Source organism: Jiulongibacter sp. NS-SX5 (assembly GCF_052828545.1).
On the sequence record NZ_CM128248.1, the window covers coordinates 4,046,724 to 4,067,346 of the forward strand.

At 39.9% G+C, this 20,623-nt stretch carries 24 protein-coding genes and 1 tRNA gene; 11 read left to right on the forward strand and 14 right to left on the reverse strand.

The features are described 5' to 3' along the window. Window positions 1–4 precede the first annotated feature (4 nt). Both ACUXV0_RS17670 and rluF read left to right on the forward strand, forming a co-directional pair. Entirely contained in the window at window positions 5–532 is a 528-nt protein-coding gene (locus ACUXV0_RS17670) for a DinB family protein (protein WP_446190907.1), read from the forward strand. 38 nt (window positions 533–570) lie between these two features. Then, a complete protein-coding gene (gene rluF / locus ACUXV0_RS17675; RefSeq protein WP_446190908.1) occupies window positions 571–1,287 on the forward strand; it encodes a 23S rRNA pseudouridine(2604) synthase RluF in 717 nt (238 codons plus the stop codon). Here the strand turns inward: rluF and ACUXV0_RS17680 are convergent. Beyond that, complete coding sequence (locus ACUXV0_RS17680) at window positions 1,284–2,591, reverse strand: MFS transporter (protein ID WP_446190909.1); 1,308 nt, start codon at window positions 2,589–2,591, stop codon at window positions 1,284–1,286. The two genes, rluF and ACUXV0_RS17680, sit on opposite strands and share 4 nt — an antisense overlap. A gap of 143 nt (window positions 2,592–2,734) precedes the next feature. On the opposite strand from ACUXV0_RS17680, the gene ACUXV0_RS17685 reads away from it, so the two are divergent. Further along, the gene (locus ACUXV0_RS17685) at window positions 2,735–3,061 is read left to right on the forward strand and encodes a hypothetical protein (RefSeq protein ID WP_446190910.1); all 327 of its coding nucleotides are present in this window, start codon (window positions 2,735–2,737) and stop codon (window positions 3,059–3,061) included. Between the two features lie 52 nt (window positions 3,062–3,113). Continuing rightward, window positions 3,114–3,944, forward strand: coding sequence for a glycerophosphodiester phosphodiesterase (locus tag ACUXV0_RS17690; protein ID WP_446190911.1), 831 nt, complete (start codon window positions 3,114–3,116; stop codon window positions 3,942–3,944). Here ACUXV0_RS17690 and proB read toward each other — a convergent pair. The 4 genes from proB to ACUXV0_RS17710 all read right to left on the reverse strand — a co-directional run bounded on the left by proB (window position 3,931) and on the right by ACUXV0_RS17710 (window position 6,519). Next, window positions 3,931–4,704 (reverse strand): glutamate 5-kinase, encoded by a 774-nt coding sequence (gene proB, locus ACUXV0_RS17695; RefSeq protein ID WP_446190912.1) that lies wholly within the window; start codon window positions 4,702–4,704, stop codon window positions 3,931–3,933. The genes ACUXV0_RS17690 and proB overlap by 14 nt on opposite strands. A gap of 291 nt (window positions 4,705–4,995) precedes the next feature. Further along, a tRNA-Ser gene (locus ACUXV0_RS17700) sits at window positions 4,996–5,082 on the reverse strand. A gap of 44 nt (window positions 5,083–5,126) precedes the next feature. Continuing rightward, complete coding sequence (locus ACUXV0_RS17705; protein ID WP_446190913.1) at window positions 5,127–6,188, reverse strand: asparaginase; 1,062 nt, start codon at window positions 6,186–6,188, stop codon at window positions 5,127–5,129. 1 nt (window position 6,189) lies between these two features. Further along, window positions 6,190–6,519: a tetratricopeptide repeat protein gene (locus ACUXV0_RS17710; RefSeq protein WP_446190914.1), complete on the reverse strand. Its 330-nt coding sequence runs from the start codon at window positions 6,517–6,519 to the stop codon at window positions 6,190–6,192. A gap of 81 nt (window positions 6,520–6,600) precedes the next feature. Here ACUXV0_RS17710 and ACUXV0_RS17715 point away from each other — a divergent pair, with 81 nt between their 5' ends. Next, the gene (locus tag ACUXV0_RS17715; RefSeq protein ID WP_446190915.1) at window positions 6,601–7,335 is read left to right on the forward strand and encodes an electron transfer flavoprotein subunit beta/FixA family protein; all 735 of its coding nucleotides are present in this window, start codon (window positions 6,601–6,603) and stop codon (window positions 7,333–7,335) included. 33 nt (window positions 7,336–7,368) lie between these two features. Continuing rightward, the gene (locus ACUXV0_RS17720; protein ID WP_446190916.1) at window positions 7,369–8,334 is read left to right on the forward strand and encodes an electron transfer flavoprotein subunit alpha/FixB family protein; all 966 of its coding nucleotides are present in this window, start codon (window positions 7,369–7,371) and stop codon (window positions 8,332–8,334) included. Between the two features lie 63 nt (window positions 8,335–8,397). Here the strand turns inward: ACUXV0_RS17720 and ACUXV0_RS17725 are convergent, their stop codons facing one another. Continuing rightward, window positions 8,398–9,375: a zinc dependent phospholipase C family protein gene (locus ACUXV0_RS17725; RefSeq protein ID WP_446190917.1), complete on the reverse strand. Its 978-nt coding sequence runs from the start codon at window positions 9,373–9,375 to the stop codon at window positions 8,398–8,400. A gap of 162 nt (window positions 9,376–9,537) precedes the next feature. Here ACUXV0_RS17725 and rpsT point away from each other — a divergent pair, with 162 nt between their 5' ends. From rpsT to ACUXV0_RS17740, 3 genes are all read left to right on the forward strand, one after another. Then, complete coding sequence (rpsT, locus tag ACUXV0_RS17730) at window positions 9,538–9,798, forward strand: 30S ribosomal protein S20 (RefSeq protein WP_446190918.1); 261 nt, start codon at window positions 9,538–9,540, stop codon at window positions 9,796–9,798. 106 nt (window positions 9,799–9,904) lie between these two features. Continuing rightward, complete coding sequence (gene radC / locus ACUXV0_RS17735) at window positions 9,905–10,597, forward strand: RadC family protein (protein WP_446190919.1); 693 nt, start codon at window positions 9,905–9,907, stop codon at window positions 10,595–10,597. Between the two features lie 2 nt (window positions 10,598–10,599). After that, entirely contained in the window at window positions 10,600–10,881 is a 282-nt protein-coding gene (locus ACUXV0_RS17740; RefSeq protein ID WP_446190920.1) for a rhodanese-like domain-containing protein, read from the forward strand. A gap of 211 nt (window positions 10,882–11,092) precedes the next feature. Here the strand turns inward: ACUXV0_RS17740 and ACUXV0_RS17745 are convergent, their stop codons facing one another. The 5 genes from ACUXV0_RS17745 to ACUXV0_RS17765 all read right to left on the reverse strand — a co-directional run bounded on the left by ACUXV0_RS17745 (window position 11,093) and on the right by ACUXV0_RS17765 (window position 17,187). Beyond that, on the reverse strand, window positions 11,093–11,806 hold the full coding sequence (locus ACUXV0_RS17745; protein ID WP_446190921.1) for a 5-oxoprolinase subunit PxpA: 714 nt from the start codon (window positions 11,804–11,806) through the stop codon (window positions 11,093–11,095). Between the two features lies 1 nt (window position 11,807). Further along, window positions 11,808–12,767: a 5-oxoprolinase subunit C family protein gene (locus ACUXV0_RS17750; protein WP_446190922.1), complete on the reverse strand. Its 960-nt coding sequence runs from the start codon at window positions 12,765–12,767 to the stop codon at window positions 11,808–11,810. A 92-nt stretch (window positions 12,768–12,859) separates the two neighbouring features. Continuing rightward, window positions 12,860–13,519, reverse strand: coding sequence for a 5-oxoprolinase subunit PxpB (gene pxpB / locus ACUXV0_RS17755; RefSeq protein ID WP_446190923.1), 660 nt, complete (start codon window positions 13,517–13,519; stop codon window positions 12,860–12,862). After that, the gene (locus tag ACUXV0_RS17760) at window positions 13,509–15,548 is read right to left on the reverse strand and encodes a thioredoxin domain-containing protein (protein ID WP_446190924.1); all 2,040 of its coding nucleotides are present in this window, start codon (window positions 15,546–15,548) and stop codon (window positions 13,509–13,511) included. Before ACUXV0_RS17760 ends, pxpB begins: the two co-directional genes overlap by 11 nt. Next, window positions 15,541–17,187, reverse strand: a complete 1,647-nt coding sequence (locus ACUXV0_RS17765; RefSeq protein ID WP_446190925.1) for a T9SS type A sorting domain-containing protein — start codon at window positions 17,185–17,187, stop codon at window positions 15,541–15,543. The genes ACUXV0_RS17760 and ACUXV0_RS17765 overlap by 8 nt, the downstream gene beginning before the upstream one ends. A gap of 83 nt (window positions 17,188–17,270) precedes the next feature. Here ACUXV0_RS17765 and ACUXV0_RS17770 point away from each other — a divergent pair, with 83 nt between their 5' ends. Both ACUXV0_RS17770 and ACUXV0_RS17775 read left to right on the forward strand, forming a co-directional pair. Continuing rightward, window positions 17,271–17,711, forward strand: a complete 441-nt coding sequence (locus ACUXV0_RS17770; RefSeq protein ID WP_446190926.1) for a hypothetical protein — start codon at window positions 17,271–17,273, stop codon at window positions 17,709–17,711. Between the two features lie 6 nt (window positions 17,712–17,717). Then, window positions 17,718–19,193 carry a helix-turn-helix domain-containing protein gene (locus ACUXV0_RS17775; protein ID WP_446190927.1) on the forward strand — a complete coding sequence of 492 codons (1,476 nt, stop codon included), beginning with the start codon at window positions 17,718–17,720 and terminating at the stop codon, window positions 19,191–19,193. Here ACUXV0_RS17775 and ACUXV0_RS17780 read toward each other — a convergent pair. The 3 genes from ACUXV0_RS17780 to rplU all read right to left on the reverse strand — a co-directional run bounded on the left by ACUXV0_RS17780 (window position 19,190) and on the right by rplU (window position 20,539). Continuing rightward, window positions 19,190–19,786, reverse strand: coding sequence for a NifU family protein (locus ACUXV0_RS17780; RefSeq protein ID WP_446190928.1), 597 nt, complete (start codon window positions 19,784–19,786; stop codon window positions 19,190–19,192). The two genes, ACUXV0_RS17775 and ACUXV0_RS17780, sit on opposite strands and share 4 nt — an antisense overlap. Before the next feature lie 113 nt (window positions 19,787–19,899). Continuing rightward, a complete protein-coding gene (gene rpmA, locus ACUXV0_RS17785; protein ID WP_446190929.1) occupies window positions 19,900–20,169 on the reverse strand; it encodes a 50S ribosomal protein L27 in 270 nt (89 codons plus the stop codon). A gap of 58 nt (window positions 20,170–20,227) precedes the next feature. Then, window positions 20,228–20,539 carry a 50S ribosomal protein L21 gene (rplU, locus tag ACUXV0_RS17790; protein WP_446190930.1) on the reverse strand — a complete coding sequence of 104 codons (312 nt, stop codon included), beginning with the start codon at window positions 20,537–20,539 and terminating at the stop codon, window positions 20,228–20,230. Window positions 20,540–20,623 lie beyond the last annotated feature (84 nt).

Below are 20,623 nucleotides of genomic sequence, written 5' to 3' on the forward strand. Positions count from 1 at the left end.
CCTCATGAGTACAAAGTGGTCAGATATGCCAGAATTACCGAATTTCTTTGATCGTTATATCAAAAAAGTCGATGATTTACCACTTATGGCTGCACTACTTCAATATACTCCTGCTGCCATACTGTCAGAAATGGATCAGTTGCTCGCTTTAGGTGATCAGGTTTATGCTCCAGGTAAATGGACTATAAAAACCATGATCCAGCATATGATCGATACTGAAAGAATTATGACCTACAGGGCCTTGTGCATCTCCAGAAACGAAAGCGGTATGTTGCCTGGTTTCAATGAAGATGACTATGCTGAAAACTCTGATGCCAATGAAAGAACTCTTCATGATTTACTAGAAGAATGGACAGTAGTTCGTAATGCCTCGTTGCACCTTTTTGACTCTTTTTCTGAAGAAATGTTACAGCGAAAGGGAAATGCTAATGGCCTTGAAATATCTGTCTTGGCAATAGGTTTTGTGCTTTGTGGTCACCCTATTCATCATGCTCAAATCATCAAAGAACGATACTACCCATTACTAGGTTAGTATCAATAAATACGGACAAGACTAACTTGTGGTTGTCAATGGTTAGGATTAATAAATATTTAAGTGAGATTGGTTATTGCTCCCGCAGGGAAGCCGATAAATTGATTGATCAGAAAAGAGTCACTATTAATGGCAAAGTGCCCGAAATGGGAACGAAAATTAGTGATGGTGATGAAGTGGCTGTGGACGGTAAAGTGCTGAGCAAACCAAAGGCAGATTTCATCTACATTGCATTGAATAAACCAGTGGGTATCGTTTGTACTACCGACACCCGCGTAGAAAAGAATAATATTGTTGACTTTGTCAATCACCCCAAAAGAATTTTCCCGATCGGTAGGTTAGATAAGCCAAGTGAAGGTCTCATCTTTTTGACCAATGACGGTGACATGGTTAATAAAATTTTGCGGGCTCGCAATAACCATGAAAAAGAATACCTGGTGACTGTCAATAAACCAGTAACCCGTGAATTTATTACCCGTATGGCCGGAGGTGTGCCAATCCTTGATACGGTTACCCGAAAATGTAAGGTAGAGAAAATCAGCAGATATGAGTTCAAAATCATTCTTACCCAGGGGCTGAACAGACAAATCAGGAGAATGTGCGAGTATCTGGGTTATAGAGTGACCAAGCTGAAGCGTATCAGGATAATGAATATCAAGCTGGATATGCCTACAGGCAAATGGCGTTATTTTACGAAAGAAGAACTGGCAGAGATCAACAGGCTTACTGCCGACTCTGCCAAAACTTTTTCTTAGTCGTAAATCTGTTTTGATGGAATTCTGATGAGCAGGATAAATCCAATTACGAAAAGCACAAGGATCATCAAAACCGAGTTTCTCATACTACCAGACTGCTGAATAATGAAGCCGAATAAGAAAGTCCCCAGTGCAGTGGCCAATCTTTCGCAAACATCATAAAAGCTAAAATATGAAGCCGTGTCTGGCGTATCCTCAGGGATGAGTTTTGCGTAAGTGGATCTTGATAATGATTGAATACCGCCCATGACTAATCCCACTACCGCCGCGATAACATAAAATTGCTCAGCTGTGGTACAGAAATATGCTGCCAGGGGAACCGTAGCCCAGATGGCTATCTCAATTCTCAAAGCAATGGTATTTCCATATTTTTTTGAGAAAAATGAAGCCAGATAAGACCCAGGTATGGCAACCAATTGAATCAATAATATGGTGATAATTAAACCCTGAGTAGGAATGTGCAATTCTTTGTCAGCAAATAATGCGGCTACATAAATTACCGTCATTACACCCATGTCATAAACGAAAAACGCCGCCAAAAATCTTTTTAGAAGTGGTTTGGTTCGCATTTCGTTGAATACTTTTCTAAGCTCAGAAAAACCGCTGGTGATCCAACTCATTTTAAATTTGTTGGTACGTTGGTCTTTAGGGAGGTAATAAAAAGGGATCTGGGCAAAAAGTGCCCACCAGATACCAACCGTTATAAAAGCAATTCTACTTGTAAGACCAGAGTCTGAATCTGCCTGAGTCAGCCCAAAAATATCAGGCTTCATGATTAGAGCCAAATTGAAAAGCAAAAGCAAAACAGAACCTACGTATCCGTAGGAGAAACCCTGGGCAGAAACTTTATCGAAACGATCTTCGGTAACAATGTCAGGTAGGAAGCTGTTATAAAACACGACTGAACCACCCCAACCGATTAGTGAAAGCCCAAAGGCAATTACCGCTGCCGTAATATTATCTTTAGTAAAGAAATAAAAATACGCACAGCTGGCAGCTCCCAGATAACAAAAGAACTTCATAAAGAACTTTCGTCTACCACTGTAGTCAGCTATCGAGGTTAAAATAGGACTCAAAATGACCAATATCAACGTGGCAATAGACAAGGTGTAGGAATATACCACATCGTTATTTACCTCAAATCCCATGAATTGAATCATATCACCTCCATCTTTATTGACGGCGGTAGCGTGATAATATATGGGGAAGATAACTGAGGTGATTACCAGGTTATGAACTGAGTTAGCCCAGTCATACATACACCAGGCTCGTATTACTTTCTTCTGATTCTTCAGAAACTCCATTTTAGGGTCTTTTTTATTGAAAAGGATCGGCAAGATAAATTAATATCCCGAAAGAGAAGGCTTATTCCTTTTAGAATGGAAATCGTTAAATTGTAAGATCAAATTACAAAAGCCATATGCCCGGAGAAAAAATGTCGGTTGAGATGATGCAGAAGTTCGAACGTCTAATTGCTGAGTTTCCGGATTTCTCCATAAAGGGAAAGGCGAGTGCTTATACTTCTTTAAACGGACATATGTTTTCATTCTTAGATCCTCAGGAAGGCTTATGTCTGAGACTGAGCCCTGCAGACCAGAAACAGTATAATGCCGATGTAGACGAGCGGCCGGTAATACAGTATAATTCTATCATGAGAGGCTATGTCTATGTGCCTAATCACCTCTTTATAGATTTGGAGCAAATGGTGCCTCTATTTCAGAAAAGTATTGACTACATCAATACCCTGAAGCCAAAACCGGGGAAGAAGGCTTGATAGATTTCTAGTGCATTTACAACTAAATCTGCGTAACCACGTTTTTTCTAGAGTGCGATCTTACTATTTCCTTATACTATTTCTTAGCTCTGCTTGTCGACCAGCATTTGAAGATTTTCTGAGTGTAAAGCCGGCAGAACAGGCTACTCTTTTTCTTGCTCATAGGGGAGGAGGTGACCTGGCAGAAACTGATAATTCCATAGCAGGTAGTAAGCTAGGTTTAGAATTATGTGATGGTATTGAGTTAGATATTCAAATTAGTCAGGACGGAACACTTTGGCTGGCACATGATGCTGATCTTCCCAACTGCGGAGGAGAGATTTTTAAGTGCTTTGCAGGACATACTGATCAGGAAATTGAAGGCTTGAATGAGTGTTTATTAGAAGAATGGCAGGTAGAAAAACTGGAGGATATTTTAAGAAAAATAGAACATTATTCACCTAGTGCCATAATTTCATTAGATGTAAAGCCATGGAATTTTTGCTCTATGGGAGAAATCAATATTGGTAGCGATTTAGAGAAAATTGCAGAGCAAATAGATGCCTTAGCCAGAAAATATGATTTGGAAAATCAGATATTCGTAGAATCTGATCACATGACATTTCTCAAATATATGAATAACCTCAATTCAACTATTGAATGTCATTTGATGGCCTATAAAGACTTAGATAAGGCAGCATTAGAGGCTCTTGACAATGACTTGGATGGTATATCTATAAAGTATTCGTCAGAAGAAATGACCACTATTGATCATTTAAAAGAAAAGGGCCTGACGGTCCAATTCTGGACGGTCAATGACCCTCTTGATATTCAAAATGCTCTGGACCTAGGCCCCACTACTATTCAGACTGATAATCTGAATTATGTCTCTAGTCTGCCGTAATTAAGGTTCCGATTTCTTTTCCTCTTACGATATCAAGAATCACGTTTTCACGATTTCCATTCGCGATGATCGTTGGGATATTCTTTCGGGCAGCTCCTTTGGCCACATTGATTTTAGAAGCCATTCCACCACGGCCTTCGCCTTCTTCCTTGTCTTTGTCGTTTACAAATTTTTCAACGTTCTGATTGACATGCACTGTTTTGATGAGTCTGGTGTGCTCTTCTTCAGGGTCTCCGTCGTAAAGCCCTTCAGTACTCGTCAGTAAAATGAGCATATCTGCATCTATTAGTTCGGCCACCAAACTGGCAAGCTCGTCATTATCAGAGAACATTGATTTTGTTACCGATACGGCATCATCCTCATTAGCAATAGGGATTACCCCTTCACTTAGTAATCCTTCATAACAAGTGATCATATTTTCTCTGTGAACTCCAGGGTTAAAATCTCTTTTCGTGGCTAAAACCTGAGCACACTGAAGTCCATAATCTCTGAAAAAGTTATAATATAGACGCATCATTCGTGGCTGACCCACAGATGAATAAACTTGTCTTTTCTGGTCTTTGTTTTTGATTTTTATTCTACCCAATACTTCTCTTCCGGCTATGACTGATCCAGATGAAACCAGGACACAAATGATGTTTTCATCAAATAATTCTGCTACCTGTTTCACTATACTCTGAAGTACCGGTCTTACAATTCTGTTGGCTTTGTTGGTCATCACATTGGTGCCAACTTTAATTACAATTCGTTTGTCGTACATGCTTAAATAAACGATCGGCTCAAGTTCTGAGATTAAAATTAAAACGTTTGATCGCTGATTTTTTTGAAGAAAATTGACGCCGACACTTTGCCGACGATCGAATCTGGCTGAATGCCAAACTCTAATAGCTTTTGCATTGCAAAGGACTTAAAACTTTGTGTTCAAAGCAAGTTTTGAGGACTTGCATTGGTCTTTTCTGAAAAGATTGAAGTCAGGATCTCTTCCCGAATTTATTTAGTAAGGAAGAATAAGAGAAAGCGTAGATTCTATCGAAACTACGCTTATATCTTGCAGAGAGGAAGGGATTCGAACCCTCGATACGCTTGCACGTATACACGCTTTCCAGGCGTGCTCCTTCAACCACTCGGACACCTCTCTGTATGGGGCTGCAAAGTAAATGCTTTAATATTGAATTTGAAAAACTATTCTCCCATTTCACCGCGGAGGTTATTTTGAGCTAACTCTTTCACTTTCTCAAGGTCCTCATAACGGCCTAATAGATACATCAATTTAGTTACTGCTGCTTCAGGCGTCATATCTTTACCGCTGATAACTCCTACTTTTTGAAGACCTAAGCCAGTTGCATAATCTTGCTGACGGACACTTCCGCCTACGCATTGAGAAATGTTTAGGATAAGAATCCCTTTCACCGTGACTTCCTCTAACACTTTCAAAAATTCTGGTTTGGTACTGGCATTTCCAGATCCGAAGGTTTCCAGAACTACAGCCTTTAAATTCGGAGTAGAGAGCATGCTTTCCAGGAATTCTACTTTTAAACCGGGGAAGATTTTGATGATCAAAACAGAAGCATCCATTTCAGAATGTAGCTGTAATGAACTCTCTGTAGGCTTAGGAAGTAGATAGGGTAGATTGTATTCACAGTACACACCTACTTCTGCAAGCATCGGGTAATTTTCTGTTTGGAAGGCATCAAATTGAGAGCTTTCATACTTTTTGGCTCTATTGCCTCTGAGTAATCTTCCGTTGAAATAAATGCATACCTCATTGATAATTGGTTTTCTTTCGTTCTGATCTGCTGCCAATTCTATAGCGGTAATTACGTTTTCCCTGGCATCTGTTCTGGCAACGCCAAGAGAAAGCTGAGCTCCCGTAAAGATGACTGGCTTGCCAAGGTTCTCAAGAAGAAAACTCAATGCCGATGCACTGAAAGCCATAGTGTCTGTACCATGTAATATTACGAAACCATCGTAAATGTCATAATTGGAATGAACTAGTCTTGCCAATTCCACCCAAATTTCAGGATTCATGTCTGAAGAATCGATAGGAGGCTCTACAGGGATGATGGTCAATTCTGCCGGTACTCTACTCAACTCAGGGACGTACTGAGCAATCTGATCAAAAGGTAAGGGTATCAGTGTCCCTTTTTGTTGATCATAGACCATTCCTAAGGTGCCTCCGGTGTAGATCACCAGCACTTTGGGTTGCCCTTGATGCTCATTGAGTTTAATTTCCTTGTAATTCATATCACCATTCCTCGGCTTCATCTTTTGCCATTTTCAATGCACCTATTAACTCCTTTTTAATTTTCTGGTTATCCTGTGTTTCTGCTACCAAAATACCCTTCTCAAATGTTTCAATGGCCAACTCATATTCATCTTCTTCCGTAAATAAACTTCCTAATTGATAGTAGGTAGGAAGGTAATCAGGATGTGTATTTGAAAGTTGAGACAATATCTCTTTGCTTTCAGTAGGAGAACCTTTGAGGAGCTCTATAGCCAAAGCGTAGTGATTGAAAGGGTCGTTAGGTTCTTCAATCACCAGTTCTCTCAAAATTTTCAAACGTGCCTCTTGCATTAGCTCTTCTGCTTCATTAGATTTGTAATGTTATGCATGCATAACAATTTTGAGTCATTACAACGCTAACATAACATAATTATGAATATACTGGTTTGTATTTCGAGTGTTCCGGACACTACTGCGAAAATTACATTCAAAGAAAATAACACGGAGTTTAATAAAGACGGCGTAACCTACATCATCGGGCCATACGATGATTACGCCCTTGCCAGAGCTATTGAGCTGAAAGAGCAGTCTGGCGGAACGGTAACTGTGCTTAATGTAGGGACTTCAGAAACTGAGCCGCAGATTAGAAAAGCTTTGGCTATAGGTGCAGATGAAGCCATAAGAGTGGATGCAGAGCCTACTGATTCCTATTTTGTTGCAGAGCAAATTGCTGCTGTAGCAAAAGAAGGTAGCTATGATTTGATAATGATGGGCCGTGAGACCACAGATTATAACTCAGGAGTGGTTCATGGTATTGTAGGTCAAATGTTAGGAATGCCTTCTCTTTCACCCGTAATGGAGCTGGAAGTAGTAGGAACTACTGCCAAAATCTCTCGTGAGATAGAAGGTGGTAAAGAGAAGCTGGAAGCTCAACTTCCTTTGGTTTTAGGATGTCAGGAGCCAATAGCCGAGTGGAAAATAGCCAGCATGAGAGGTATTATGACTGCTCGTAAAAAGCCTCTAAATGTAAGATCGGCGGTAGGAGAGAGCCTTACTGCAGTTTCGTCATTTAGCTTGCCTCCTGAGAAAGGTGCTGTGAAAATGATTCCAGCAGAGGAGGCTGAAAAGCTTATTGATCTTTTGGTGAATGAAGCCAAAGTACTCTAAATCAAATTCATCAACCTTAAAGAAGAACGTATTATGTCAGTTATCATATTAACAGAATTAGAAGAAGGACAAATAAAGAAAACCTCGCTTGAAGCTATTTACTATGGTAGTAAAGTAGCCGAAATGATCGGAGTAGAGGCAGTTTCTCTCGCTATCGGTGAGGCCGAGGCAGGAGATTTAGGGGTGGCAGGTGCCTATGGAGCCAACAGTGTGATGCATGCTGGTGGTCAGGAGCTTAAAGATGCTAATATCGTTGCCTATGCTGATATACTTACCGCTGCCGCAACACAAGTAGGTGCAAAGGTAATTGTAACCCCAAAATCGTCATTAGCTGACGCTGTGGTGGCAAGGACTGCAGGAGCCCTAAAGGCTGGAGTTGCTGGTAATGTTACAGACTTGCCAGATTTGTCAAATGGTTTTGAGGTGACCAGATCTGTTTTTACAGGGAAGGCTTTTGCCAAGACTTCGTTAAGCTCCGATGTTAAAATATTAGCAATAAAGAAAAACGCTATTACACCGGTAACAACTGATGCTACCGCAACAGTATCAGAATTTACAGCTCCTGTGAGTGATATCGCTGGTAAGGCTAAAGTTACTGATACCATGAAAGCTACTGGTACTGTTAGTTTGCCGGAAGCCGATTTAGTAGTGTCTGGGGGTAGAGGTCTAAAAGGACCAGAACACTGGCAACCGCTACTAGACCTAGCCGATGCATTAGGTGCTACCACTGCTTGTTCTAAGCCTGTTTCTGATCTGGACTGGAGACCTCATCATGAGCACGTAGGACAGACCGGTGTGAAGATTGCTCCTAACCTGTATATCGCTTGTGGTATTTCGGGAGCTATTCAGCACTTAGCTGGGGTGAACTCATCAAAAGTAATTGTGGTCATAAATACGGACCCAGAAGCTCCTTTCTTTAAGGCTGCTGACTACGGTATCGTGGGGGACGCTTTTGAAGTTCTACCAAAATTAACCGCAGCCGTCAAAGCTTTGAAGTAGAAATTAGATAATATCAATCTAAAGCCCTCGTCAATGGCGAGGGCTTTTTAATTCATACTCATTTTAATCATCCGCTTCGCGTCGAACGTTTAATAATCGCTGAAGCCAAGCTTTTCTTAAATCCGCTTCTTCGTTTATTTCTTCTTCTGTGGGTTTATACTCTTCTATGTTTAGTAAATCTGGTTGACCAGCATCAACCCAACATGTAAACCAAAAATCGCCCACTGTTTTTACTGAAGCTTTCATTCGGCGTTCTACCTGATCACCTAACATGCGGTGATATTTGTCAGAAAATTCTCTGGAATAGTTCCTGATCGTAATACCGTTTCTTTCAGTGACAGTGAACTTTTTGTCTTGAGAAAGTTTTTGCGTTAGCTCCTTCTCAAATCCCAAAACACTGTCTAATGCCGCATGAGATTCACCTACTACTTGCCAAATTCTACTGTGAATATTCTCGATGTATTCTGATTTGCCTAGCCAAAAGGAGTAATCTTCAGAAAACAATTCTGGTAAACGACTTTCCCAAAAACCGTGAATTCCATATTGACCAGTAAACTGGCCGTTATAGTTCTCGGTGGTATGTAAAGGTACATGTGCATCGGCGATATAATGCCCCACATCTGCCGATATACGAAGTATGTTTCTAATATCTTTTTTGGCAAAAGCATCGGTTAATTGATACTTCATTCTAATCACCTGCCATGGTACTATACCATATGCCATCAGAGTGTCTTCAGTATATTTCTCTACGGCCTTCGTCCAGTTTAATGTTTTTAGGTCTTCCTGAACTTCCAATGTATAAACGTCCAGATCTATATAGTGTCGTGGTGCTTCACCTTCTACGGCGTACCTTCTTCTGTCTGGGTTAACAGCATTTTCGGTGATATAGTCAATGTTTTTCTTATAGAAGCCCAGAAGTTCCGGAGGGAGGGTATACACCGCCAGGCGGTTGATTTTTTGATGTGCATAGAAACCCCAATAGAATGAACCGGTAAGTAGAATAGTTATGAGGCCAAGAGCAAAAAGAGGGGTTTTCTTCAAAATTTCAATACTTCTGAATTGCTAAGCTAAGTGATTCGCAGTCAATAACTTCTCTGCCGCTTTAAAAATGACCAAATTTTTCAAATCAATTAGTAAAATAATTTCATTATGTATATCTTTGCAGCCCGAAATAAGAGGAATCGAAAAAATATATAGGAATTAATGGCAAATCATAAGTCAGCATTAAAGAGAATCAGATCTTCAGAAACGAAGCGTCTAAGAAACAAATATCAGCACAAATCTACTCGTACTGCAGTTAGAAAACTACGTGGTATGTCAGATCAGAAAGAAGCAGGTGAGTACCTTAAAACTGTTTCTTCTATGCTTGATAAGCTAGCTCGTAAGAACGTGATTCACAAAAACAAAGCTGCTAACATTAAGTCTGCTCTAGCGAAGCATGTGAATGCTTTGGCTGCTGCTTAATTAGTGTCTTTGTAAGATATTGATACCACTTGTCTATTGGCAAGTGGTTTTCTGTTTTATAGCTATGTGTTTGCTGCTGAAAACTTTTTAAATTGTCAGCATGAACATGGAATCCACCAAAAACAGCATTACATCCTGGGCAGAAGAAGATCGCCCCCGTGAAAAGCTCCTCTTACAAGGCCGCTCAAGTCTCACTGACTCAGAAATCATTGCCATTCTCATTGGATCTGGTTCTTCAAAGAAATCTGCTGTAGAGCTTTCCCGAGAGATTCTTAGCTTCTATGACAACGACCTCAACAAATTAGCCAAAGCAAGTGTTAAAGATTTGATGCGTTTCAAGGGAATAGGGGAGGCTAAAGCTATCAGTATTGTAGCAGCCCTAGAATTAGGAAGACGCCGAAAAAATGCCGAACCCTTGGTAAGAAAGCAACTTCTAAGCCCTGATGATGCGTATGAGTTTATGAAACCCTTTTTGTTAGACTTACCTCATGAAGAGTTCTGGGTGATTTTGTTGGATGCTGCCGCTAAACCGATCAAAACTCAAAAAGTGAGTTCAGGTGGAGTATCAATGGTAGTGGCCGATCCGAAGCTTATCTTGAAAATAGCCCTGGAAAACCTGGCATACTCTATAGTTTTAGTTCATAATCATCCTTCCGGACAGTTGAGGCCAAGTAAAAGTGATTTGAACCTGACCGATAAAATAAAAAATGCAGCAAAGTTTATGGATATCATTCTGTCAGACCACATCATATTTACAGACCATGGGTTTTACAGTTTTTCAACCGCTAATTTGCTATAACAATGGAATTCGAAGAAGTTGATCTAAAAAGAGCTCAGGAAATACTAGAAAATCCAACAGCCACGCTTGTCGATATAAGAGAGGTCTGGGAGTATCATGATTTTAATATAGGAGGAATAAATATCCCGGCTCATATGATAAATGAGCATATTCATAAGCTAGATGCCTTTACAGACTTGATAATAGCCTGCTCTAATGGCACCAGAAGTTATATTCTGACCAGAATATTTAAAAAGAAACTTCCCGAGAAAAACGTTTACCACCTGGAAGGCGGTATTTTTTAGAAACCGTCGTAGTTACGGTCTTTTTTTACTAACCACTTTCCGATAAGGAAAGAACCTGTAAGAAGTACTACAAAAAATACAATTGGTAACCAGGTTGGGAATTGGTAATCAAACATTACTGTCGTTGTTTTTTATTGCAGGGCAAAAATACAAACAAATCAAGAAAATACGAGTACCGTAAAGATTAATAGCTAAGATTTTTCTGAGCTTATTAGATTAACCCCTGACTTCTCAAACTTTTAAGTAATGGTAGGCAAATTGGATTATCTCCATGAAGACAAATTGTATCAATGGCGAGACTAATTTGAGCTCCATTTATTGAATATACTTTTGACTCTAGAGACAGAGACTTGATTTGATTTTCTGCTTGAGAAATAGTGTGAAAGACGGCATTCTTTTTTGTTCTAGATACCAATTCGCCGGTTGGCTCATAAGCTCTATCGGCAAACCCTTCTCTCAAAAAATTTAGCCCTCTACTTAAGCAAACTTGTTCTAAAATTGAATTTGGAGGGCCGATAACTGTCCAATTGTATGATTTTATAAAATTTGAGAATGTCTCAGAAAGGTCTTTTGAGTAGGCAATAGAGTGGTAAAGAGCTCCGTGAGCTTTAATGTGTTTTATCGTTGCGTTTTGTTCATTACTTAACTTCAGAAAGCTTTCTATTTGAACTGACAACAGATTATCAAGACCTTGGTTGTCTATTGCAATCGCTTTTCTGCCAAAATTATCCGGGTCATCAAAACCAGGATGTATGCCAATTTCAACTCCGTGCTGCATAGCCTTCTCAATTGTTCTAGAAATTAGGCTGGGTGAGCCGGCATGATAACCGCAAGAAATATTAACTGCAGATATATAAGCGAGAATTTCCTGATCTGTATTCCAGGTCTCTTCTATTTCACCCATATCGCAATTAAGGTGAATCACGCTAGGAGAAGAGTTTAACTGCTGCTTTGAATTTGCTGAATTCCCTTTCTTGCTTAAGTACAATTTGCTCGGCAACTTCAATGCTGATTTCTCTAAAAGTAATGTGCTGCCCTACGCTTAATTGAGCCAGAATGGGTAAGTCAGTTGAAATAACATTGCCAATTTTGGGGTATCCTCCGGTAGTCTGCTGATCGGCCATAAGAATCACTAGTTTACCATCTGGCAATAATTGAATGGTTCCGAAAGCCACAGCCGAAGAAATTAAATCAGAATTGCCTTGACTATTGATGCAATCTCCTTCCAGGCGGTAACCCATTCGGTCGGAGTGACCGGAAACAATGAAGCGTTGACCAAAAATCTTATTTCGGCTTTCCTTATCAAGGGTGTCTATCTCAGCTCCGGCAATAATTCTGATCTCCTGATCTGTTTTTATATAAGGCCTAAGACTGACATTGACGGTTCTGGGAAAAACCTTAATCTTTTGAGTTGCTTCGTAAAGGGTACCATTTTTTAAATTGAGCTCCAGTGAAGTTCCTTTTACAATCTTTTGACCTCCAAAATTTGCCCTTAGGTTTGTGCTGCTGGAATCCAAAATTTTTGGAAGTTTGAACCCTCCTTTTACTGAAAGATAGGCCCTTTCTCCTTTCATTTTTTTTCCAAAGGTGAGCATGTCACCAGGAGCAGCAGAATGTACCTTCCAATTATCTATTGACTGTCTGTTTAAGGAAGGAGAAAAGTCCGCTCCACCAATTGAAAACAGAGCATGCTCTTCAAAAGTGATCGTAGGAGTTGGATAATGAAACTCTATCACGGCCTCATTTTCATCATTGCCCAGCAGAATATTGATCAATCTCATCGAGGTTTGATCCATTGCTCCATTAGGGTTAATGCCTTTTGCCTGATACCCTGTTCGGCCGAGGTCCTGAACAGTGGTTAATATGCCTGATTTTAAGAAAATCAATTTGCTGAGATCGTGGTTAGTTCACTCGTTGATTATACGGTCAAGGTAGAATGAAATACCTAGAAATCAAATGAATGCCACATAAATTCATACTATTTGGAGATAAACCTCACCATATCTCCTGTTTTTAAAAGTGTAAGCTTCTTCTCGTTGGGACTGAATAATTTCCGTTTGGTATGCCCAATGATTTGCCAACCTCCCGGGCTATCTAAGGGGTAAATTCCTGTCTGGTTTCCCGCTATTCCCACACTTCCGGCTTTGACTTTCAATCGTGGTTTTTCTTTTCTTGGCGTTGCTATTTGAGGCGAAAGCCCTCCTAGATATGGGAAGCCTGGTAAGAACCCCATCATATATACGCGATATAGCGGCTCTGAGTGAACCTCTATGACCTCTTTCACGCTGAGTTTATTATACTCGGCCACTGTCTCTAAATCTTCACCAGAATAATCGACGGGGATTTCAATGATGCGTTGATCTACTTTACTTTTTTGAAGTTGATCAAACGGGATTCCACCAAGGTACGTCTTTAAAAATTTAAAAGGACTTTGTTGGTAAAACGCATTCACTTTTACTAGGTCGTAATAGATAGTAACTGAAGAGTAGGCCGGAACTAGCTCTACAAAACCCTCAAAAGGATTTGACTCAATCCACTCACAAATCCCGATCACCATATCGTTAATCTCGGGGCTGATCCTTTGTTCAAGATAAAGTGTGACAGCATTCTCAGAGAGTGGGTGAATTCTATAATCCATTTAAAAGTTCTAAGGCCTCTTTTGGTGTTTGTACAGGTAGGTTACAAGCGTGGTTTTGGCAAACGTAAATCAGTGTTTCTCCATTTTTGGGCTCACGTTCCTTCAATAAAGCTAATTCTGAGCTGCCCTTAGTGCCAGCGAAATAAACGTCTTTGTCAACAGTCTGACTTATTTCTTCTCTGAATTTCATATAGTTGGGCCCTACTATCGCAATTTCTGTAGTGATTTCTGATAGCTTCAGGCCTACCTTGGCCCAATTGGTCATAAAGCCAGGGTCGGTCAAGGTGATTTTCTTTATTTTGCCAAACATCTGTTTGGCAAGCTCCTTATAATCAGGTTTTCCTAAGAGTACTGATAAGTCTATCAATGACTCGGCTATCATAGAGTTTGAAGAGGGAATTACATTATCATAAATTTCTTTTTTGCGTGCAATCAAGCTCTCGGCCTGGCTATCAGTGAAAAAGAACATACCTTCTTCAGGGTCAAAAAAGTTATGGAGGCAGTAATCCATCAGTTCAGCAGCTAGATGAAGCCATTTTTCTTCAAAAGCCAATTGATATAGCTGTATATAAGCCTTTATTACGGCCGCATAGTCTTCAAGGAAAGCAATCGTTTCAGATGGCTGATTCTCAAATTTCAAATGATTTAGACAAGGTACGCCTTCCTTACTACTGACTAAAAAGCTTTTTTCAATATACTCTGCAAGGTCCAGAGCCAAATTCTTATAATCGGGATTTGAGAAAGCGTCAGCTACACTTGTTAGACCAGATAGTAGCAGGCCATTCCATGAACAAAGTATTTTATGATCAAGACCTGGTCTGATTCTTTTATTTCTCTCTTTGAGTAGAATTTGCCATTGCTCTAGCAAAGTATTCCACTGATTCTTGTTGGGTAAAGCGTCCAGGTGAATGACATTATTTCCATGTTCCCAATTTCCTTGAGAGGAGATGGAATATAAATCTGAGAATAATTGAGAGTCTTCTTTCAGGTGCGTGTCTATTTCTTCTTTTGTCCAAACATAATATTTGCCTTCGATGCCTTCTGAGTCAGCATCTAAAGCAGAGAAATAGCCACCTTCTTCAGATTTCATTTCGCTCTTTAGCCAGTTCAATGTACTCTCTACAGCCCATTGATATAGTTTCTGACTTTCTGGAGAAATGCCTTTCTTTCTAAAACTGCTATACGCTTCAGCGTATAGCTCCAGCAATTGGCCATTATCATAAAGCATTTTCTCAAAATGAGGTACCTTCCATTCATCATCTGTGCTGTATCGCGTCCAGCCGCCAGCCAGGTGGTCGAAAATTCCTCCCAAGGCCACTCTATCTAATGTCAATTTCAAATGATAAAAACCACCAGGGTCATTCTTCTGTTTTAAAGCATTTAGAATGAATAACCAGACAGAAGGCATCGGGAATTTTGGTGCTCTATTGAATCCTCCTTTCTCAGGGTCAAACTGGGAGAGAAGAGTACCAAAAAGTTCTTCTAGATTTTCCTCTGACCATGCTTTTGTGTCAGTCGGATTGAGCTCAAAAAGTCGGTTTTTTTCTGCTTCCGATGCTCCAATACCTGCGGCAAACTTGTCTGCTGACTCTTGTAGTTTCTCGCGTTCAGTCTTAAAGGCATTATTTATGCCCAATAAAATGTTTTGCCAATTTTTAGCCGGAAAATACGTACCACCATAGAAAGGTTTAGCATCAGGCATCAGAAAAACGTTTAACGGCCATCCACCTCTGATACCCATGGCATGTAAAGCATCCATATAGATGGCATCAATATCTGGACGCTCCTCACGGTCAATTTTGATGTTGACAAAATAGGCATTCATGATCTGAGCCAGCTGCTCATTCTCAAAACACTCATGAGCCATTACATGACACCAATGACAGGAAGAGTAACCGATACTCACCAGAATAGGCTTGTCTTCTTTCTTGGCTTTCTCCAAAGCCTCTTCACCCCAAGGAAACCAATCCACGGGATTATCTTCATGCTGTTTTAGATAAGGACTTTTTTCGTGCTGTAGTCTATTCAATTTTGATCAGTTTTTTAACAAAACGCCGATGTTCCTCCTTGATCTCAACGATCATTTCTTGCTGAGGCAAGTGATTAATATTTAGTGATATTTCTTCGTTTGAGGTAGTGTTTGTAATTTCTTTGCTATGCAATAATTGACCCTGCAGGTTATAAAGATTGATCTCTAAATTATCAATTGACTCTTTTAAAGCAACCTTTAAGATATCATTGGCCGGATTAGGGTAAACCTCAATTTGGAGTTGATTTTCATCCATTCCTAATGCAGAAAGGTCATAAACACAGAGCTTCGTTTCGTAACCTTTTAAGGTAACAGTACCAGACCAGTTTTGATAAGAGATGCCAATAGTTACCTCTTCATTTTCATCACTGGCAAAAGGATTATGAGCAGCTACCAGCATTTGATCTCCTTTAACTACTCCACGCCAAATCGGCTGCTTGTTCTCATTATAATCTCTGGCAGAGGTTTCCATGACCAGTTCATGGTCTCCCTCAAAAAAGTCCTTTACTTCACTTAATCTGTACAGCCCTTTAAGGAAATGGTTGTAAATGGCAAACTCATTTTCTGTTTGATGAAGAATTGGGTTCTCCCACAGCCATAAGCCTTCTGCTCCCGAGAAAAAAGGGAAGATAGCTGTGGCCTCCGCCATCCACGGTTTAATATATTGGTCCACTACATCTTCATTAAAGCTGTACCGCATCCATACAAACGGAATCACAGGTTTATCTGTCCAGGCTTTGTTAGCTTCTATTTGAAATAGTAGGTAGGAAAGATATTCACCTGCAAAGGGGTGAGGGTAGTCATAATAGTAATACGCGGCAGGTGTGGCTATGTCAATCTGATCGTAAAAAGAACCGCCTAAGTCCCCGTTTTCATCTGTACAAATAAAGTTTAGTGCAGACTTATCTGTTTGCCATTGTTCCCATGTGCGACCTTGGATATTCTCAAAAGTATTCACTATCGGAGTATCAGAATAGGAAGCAATCCTGGTGTTACTTGAGATTCCATTAGATCTGTAGCTACTTAAAACTGAAGCATATAGGCCTCTGATGTCCCTTTTGTAAATTTGTAGGAATTCTTCATCAGACCGATTGGTGTAAAAACCTGGAATGGCGGGGTTGTTTTTTAAAGCCAGAATTTCGTGGTCAAAACGATATACTCTTTCAATGTCAAAGCAAAAAAGTGATGAATTAATTAAGCCATCTCCGGTTGTTTGCTGAGCAAAGTTTAAATAATCTGAATTCCACTTCTGGGCATAACCGACGGCATTATTTTCCCACGGGCTGCGTAATGTTTCCCATGGTTGGTTCTGGTTTAAATATGCAGGTCCGTAATAAATCTGTGCAGTTTGATTAAGACCTATGGATTGATATGCAGATGGATCCGATATTAAGGAGAAGCCATGATTTAGAGCTTGGTTGGCATCTTGATTTCTAATAGGTAGTCCGTAAACAAGTTCGAAGGGTAATGTAAAGTTTGGGAACTGTTGCCAGTTCATCGTTCCCGTTTCCTCATCCTCAAAGCCTTCTAAGTCAATACACTCTTGTGCATTGATTGCTTTTTGAAAAACAAAACTGATTAGAGTAATCAGGCTAAGTGATCGTAAAAAAAAAGCTAATTTTGCTGAGTAAAACGGCATAAAGAACGTTTTATACAAAAATATTACATTTTGATTGAGAAGAGTCTGTTTCTGCTCTGACTCAATTAACTAACAAAAGTGCAATGAAAAAATTTCTGTTTGTATTACTTATTTCGGCCGTTGCTTTCTCTTGTAAAGACAAAGAAGTAGACCCAGACAAAAGTTCGTCAGAGTTAATCTCCTTAAATCTTTGGGAATTAGAGCGTTATTCAGATGAAGATGGCCAGCCAATAGCAGATGCATCTTTAAATACGGAGGCTTTGTTATTGTATGCTATGCAATTTGATTTTAGGGCAGATGGTGAAGTGAGAGGGGTTGATAAAACGTCAAAATCGATCATCAGTAAAGGCGTTTGGACCTTTCTGGGAAATGAAACCTCAGTGAATATAAAGCTCCCTGGTCTTGATTATGATTTTAGAATTGTTACATTGAAAACTGGCGAGATGGTCTTGCAAGCTCCTACAGGAAACTTCCTCTCCGGAGTAGGCGATCAAATCAATCTTGAATTTAGGGCAGTTAACTAAGCGAACTTGAAAAACGAACACATCAGGCTGATTTTTGGGCTGAAACTAAAACAGCTAAGACAAGAAAAAGGATTATCTCTGCAGGCTCTTTCTAAGGCCTCGGGTATTTCTCAATCTTACCTAAATGAAATAGAGAAGGGAAAGAAGTATCCGAAAACGGATAAGATTACTGCCCTTGCTTCTTCGCTTGATGTGGATTATGACTCTTTGGTTTCTTTGAAGCTGAGTAAAAAGCTGGAGCCTATGGCAAAGCTTTTAAAGTCAAATATGCTCACAGAAATCCCTTTTGACTTTTTTGGGCTGGAGACTGCCCAGTTGCTTGATTTGTTCTCTGCCGCTCCGGCAAAGTTAAGTGCTTTTGTTAATGCCATTTTCGAGATTGGTAAAAACTATAATCTGACTGTAGAGAAGTTCTATTTTGCAGCCTTGAGATCTTATCAGGAAATGCATCAGAATTACTTCCCTGATCTCGAAGAGGAAGCAGCAAAGTTTCTGCAGCAATATGTGAAGTCTGAAAATGAGGTGTTGAATGAAAATCAACTTTCTGAACTTCTGGCAGACAGATACGGTATTAGGATTTCTTATTTTGATGAAGAAGATCAGCCGGTTATTGCCAACATGAGATCGGTTTTTCGTAAGAAAAGCAAGGTCCTGATGATTAATAAACGTATTTCTGAAGATCAGAGGGCCTTTACCATGGCCAAAGAGCTGGGCTTTCAGTTCATGAAGTTGAATGAAAGACCGTACACCAGTTCTAGCATAGAGGTAAAATCATTTGAAGAAGTTCTTAATAATTTCAAGGCCTCGTATTTTGCGGGAGCAATTTTGATCAGACAGCAAGAGCTGGTAAACGAACTTCAGGGCTGGTTCTCTCAGAAAACCTGGAATCCTGAGTACCTGAATAAATTGGTTCTGCGTTTTCATGCTACTCCAGAGACACTCTTTCATAGAATAAGTAATGTTTTACCAAAGTATTTCGGAATAGACAGTTTTCTGTTTATGCGTTTTGATGCTCTGCCTGGTAGCCAAAAGTATTTTCTAACCAAAGAAATGCACCTTTCTAAAAGGCTTGGTCCACAAGAGAATAAGGAGGAACATTACTGCCGTAGATGGGTGTCAATAGGGATTTTAGATCACCTTTCATCCAAGCAGCAGGCCGGGAAGTACACCAAGCCAATTGTGGATGGTCAGTTTTCACATCTTCTAAACAGGAATCATGAGTATTTTGTGATGGCAATGGCCAGACCGTTGAATATCAAACGTCAACTTAATATTTCCGTGAGTCTCGGTTTTGAAGTGAACGATGCTCTGAAGGCAAAAATGAAGTTCCTGAATGATAAAAATATTATCAAACAGGAGGTAAATCAGACTTGTGAACGCTGTGGTATTTTCGACTGTAAAGAACGTGTGTCTGCACCTACTCTTCTTCAGAAAAGAAGAGAGCAGGCTGAGATCAGAAAAGTCTTGGAGAGTTTAAGTTAGATAGCTTCTGCTACTACTTCCTTTACACCAGGGACCATATTGGTTAACAATCTTTCTATCCCGTCTTTTAAGGTAACTGTGGCAGAAGGGCAGCCGCTACATGAACCTTGAAGCATCACAGTTACTGTTCCTGATTCCTCATTATAATCAGCAAAATTGATGGCTCCACCGTCAGATTCTACCGCAGGTCTCACGTATTGATCTAAAGTGGCCTTTATCTTGCCTACAGTTTCAGAGTCATTTGCATCTACAATCAGCGTATTCTTATCGATAGTAGATTTAAGGAAAACATCGTTTTCGTCGTCAAAGAATATCTTTAGAAATCTTCTAAGATCGCCAAGAACGGTTTCCCATTCCGTTTCATCATCTTTTGTAATCGTGATGAAGTTTGAAGCAATAAACACACGCTGAACAAAAGGAAACTGAAAAAGGTCAGCGGCAAGCGGAGAAGCTTTCTTCTCATCTCTTGTACTGGCCATGTCAGGATAGTCAAATGATAAGCCCTCCGGTACTAATTCATAGTTAAGAACAAATTTCATGGAATTAGGATTTGGACTTAATTCCGTATAGATCATTGTACTTCTTTTCAGCATCTCTTTATTCAGTTTTTATAATACCCTTAACGGTAAATACTTTAAAATGGTTTAAACAAAACAGCCGAATTCTCATCAGAGAATTCGGCTGAATTTAATAAAAGCTTTGAGGCTTAAGCCTGAGCAGCTTCTGAAGGTAATACGTGAACAAAAGACTTACCGTCTCTTCCTTTTTTGAAAGTTACGACACCATCTTTCAACGCAAACAAAGTATGATCACGGCCAACACCTACGTTTTGACCAGGATTGTGCTTTGTGCCACGCTGACGCACGATAATGTTACCGGCAATAGCAGCTTCGCCACCAAATAATTTTACTCCAAGACGCTTACTTTCCGACTCACGTCCGTTTTTGGAACTACCTACACCTTTCTTATGTGCCATGTTTGATAAATATTTTAAGGTTGTGGTTTGCACTGCGGCAAACACAATAAATTCATTTTTATGCTACGATGTCGTCGATCATCAATTTTGTCAAATATTGACGGTGACCATTACTCTTTTGGTAGCCTTTTCTACGCTTCTTTTTGAAAACGATTACTTTATCGCCTTTCAAATGTTCTAAAATTGTGCCTTTGATTTTAGCACCTTCTACGGTAGGAGCACCTACACTTACCTTACCGTCGTTGTCCACAAGAAGTACCTTGTCGAACTCAAGCTCAGCGTTCGCATCACCCTCCAAATGATGTGTGAAGATGTGGCGACCCTTTTCTACTTTAAACTGCTGGCCTGCTATCTCTACGATTGCGTACATTGTTATTAAAAATTAATTATTTATAAATCGGGCTGCAAAGATAGTGAAAAGGCGTCAAAAAGAAAACAACACTTTTGAAATAAA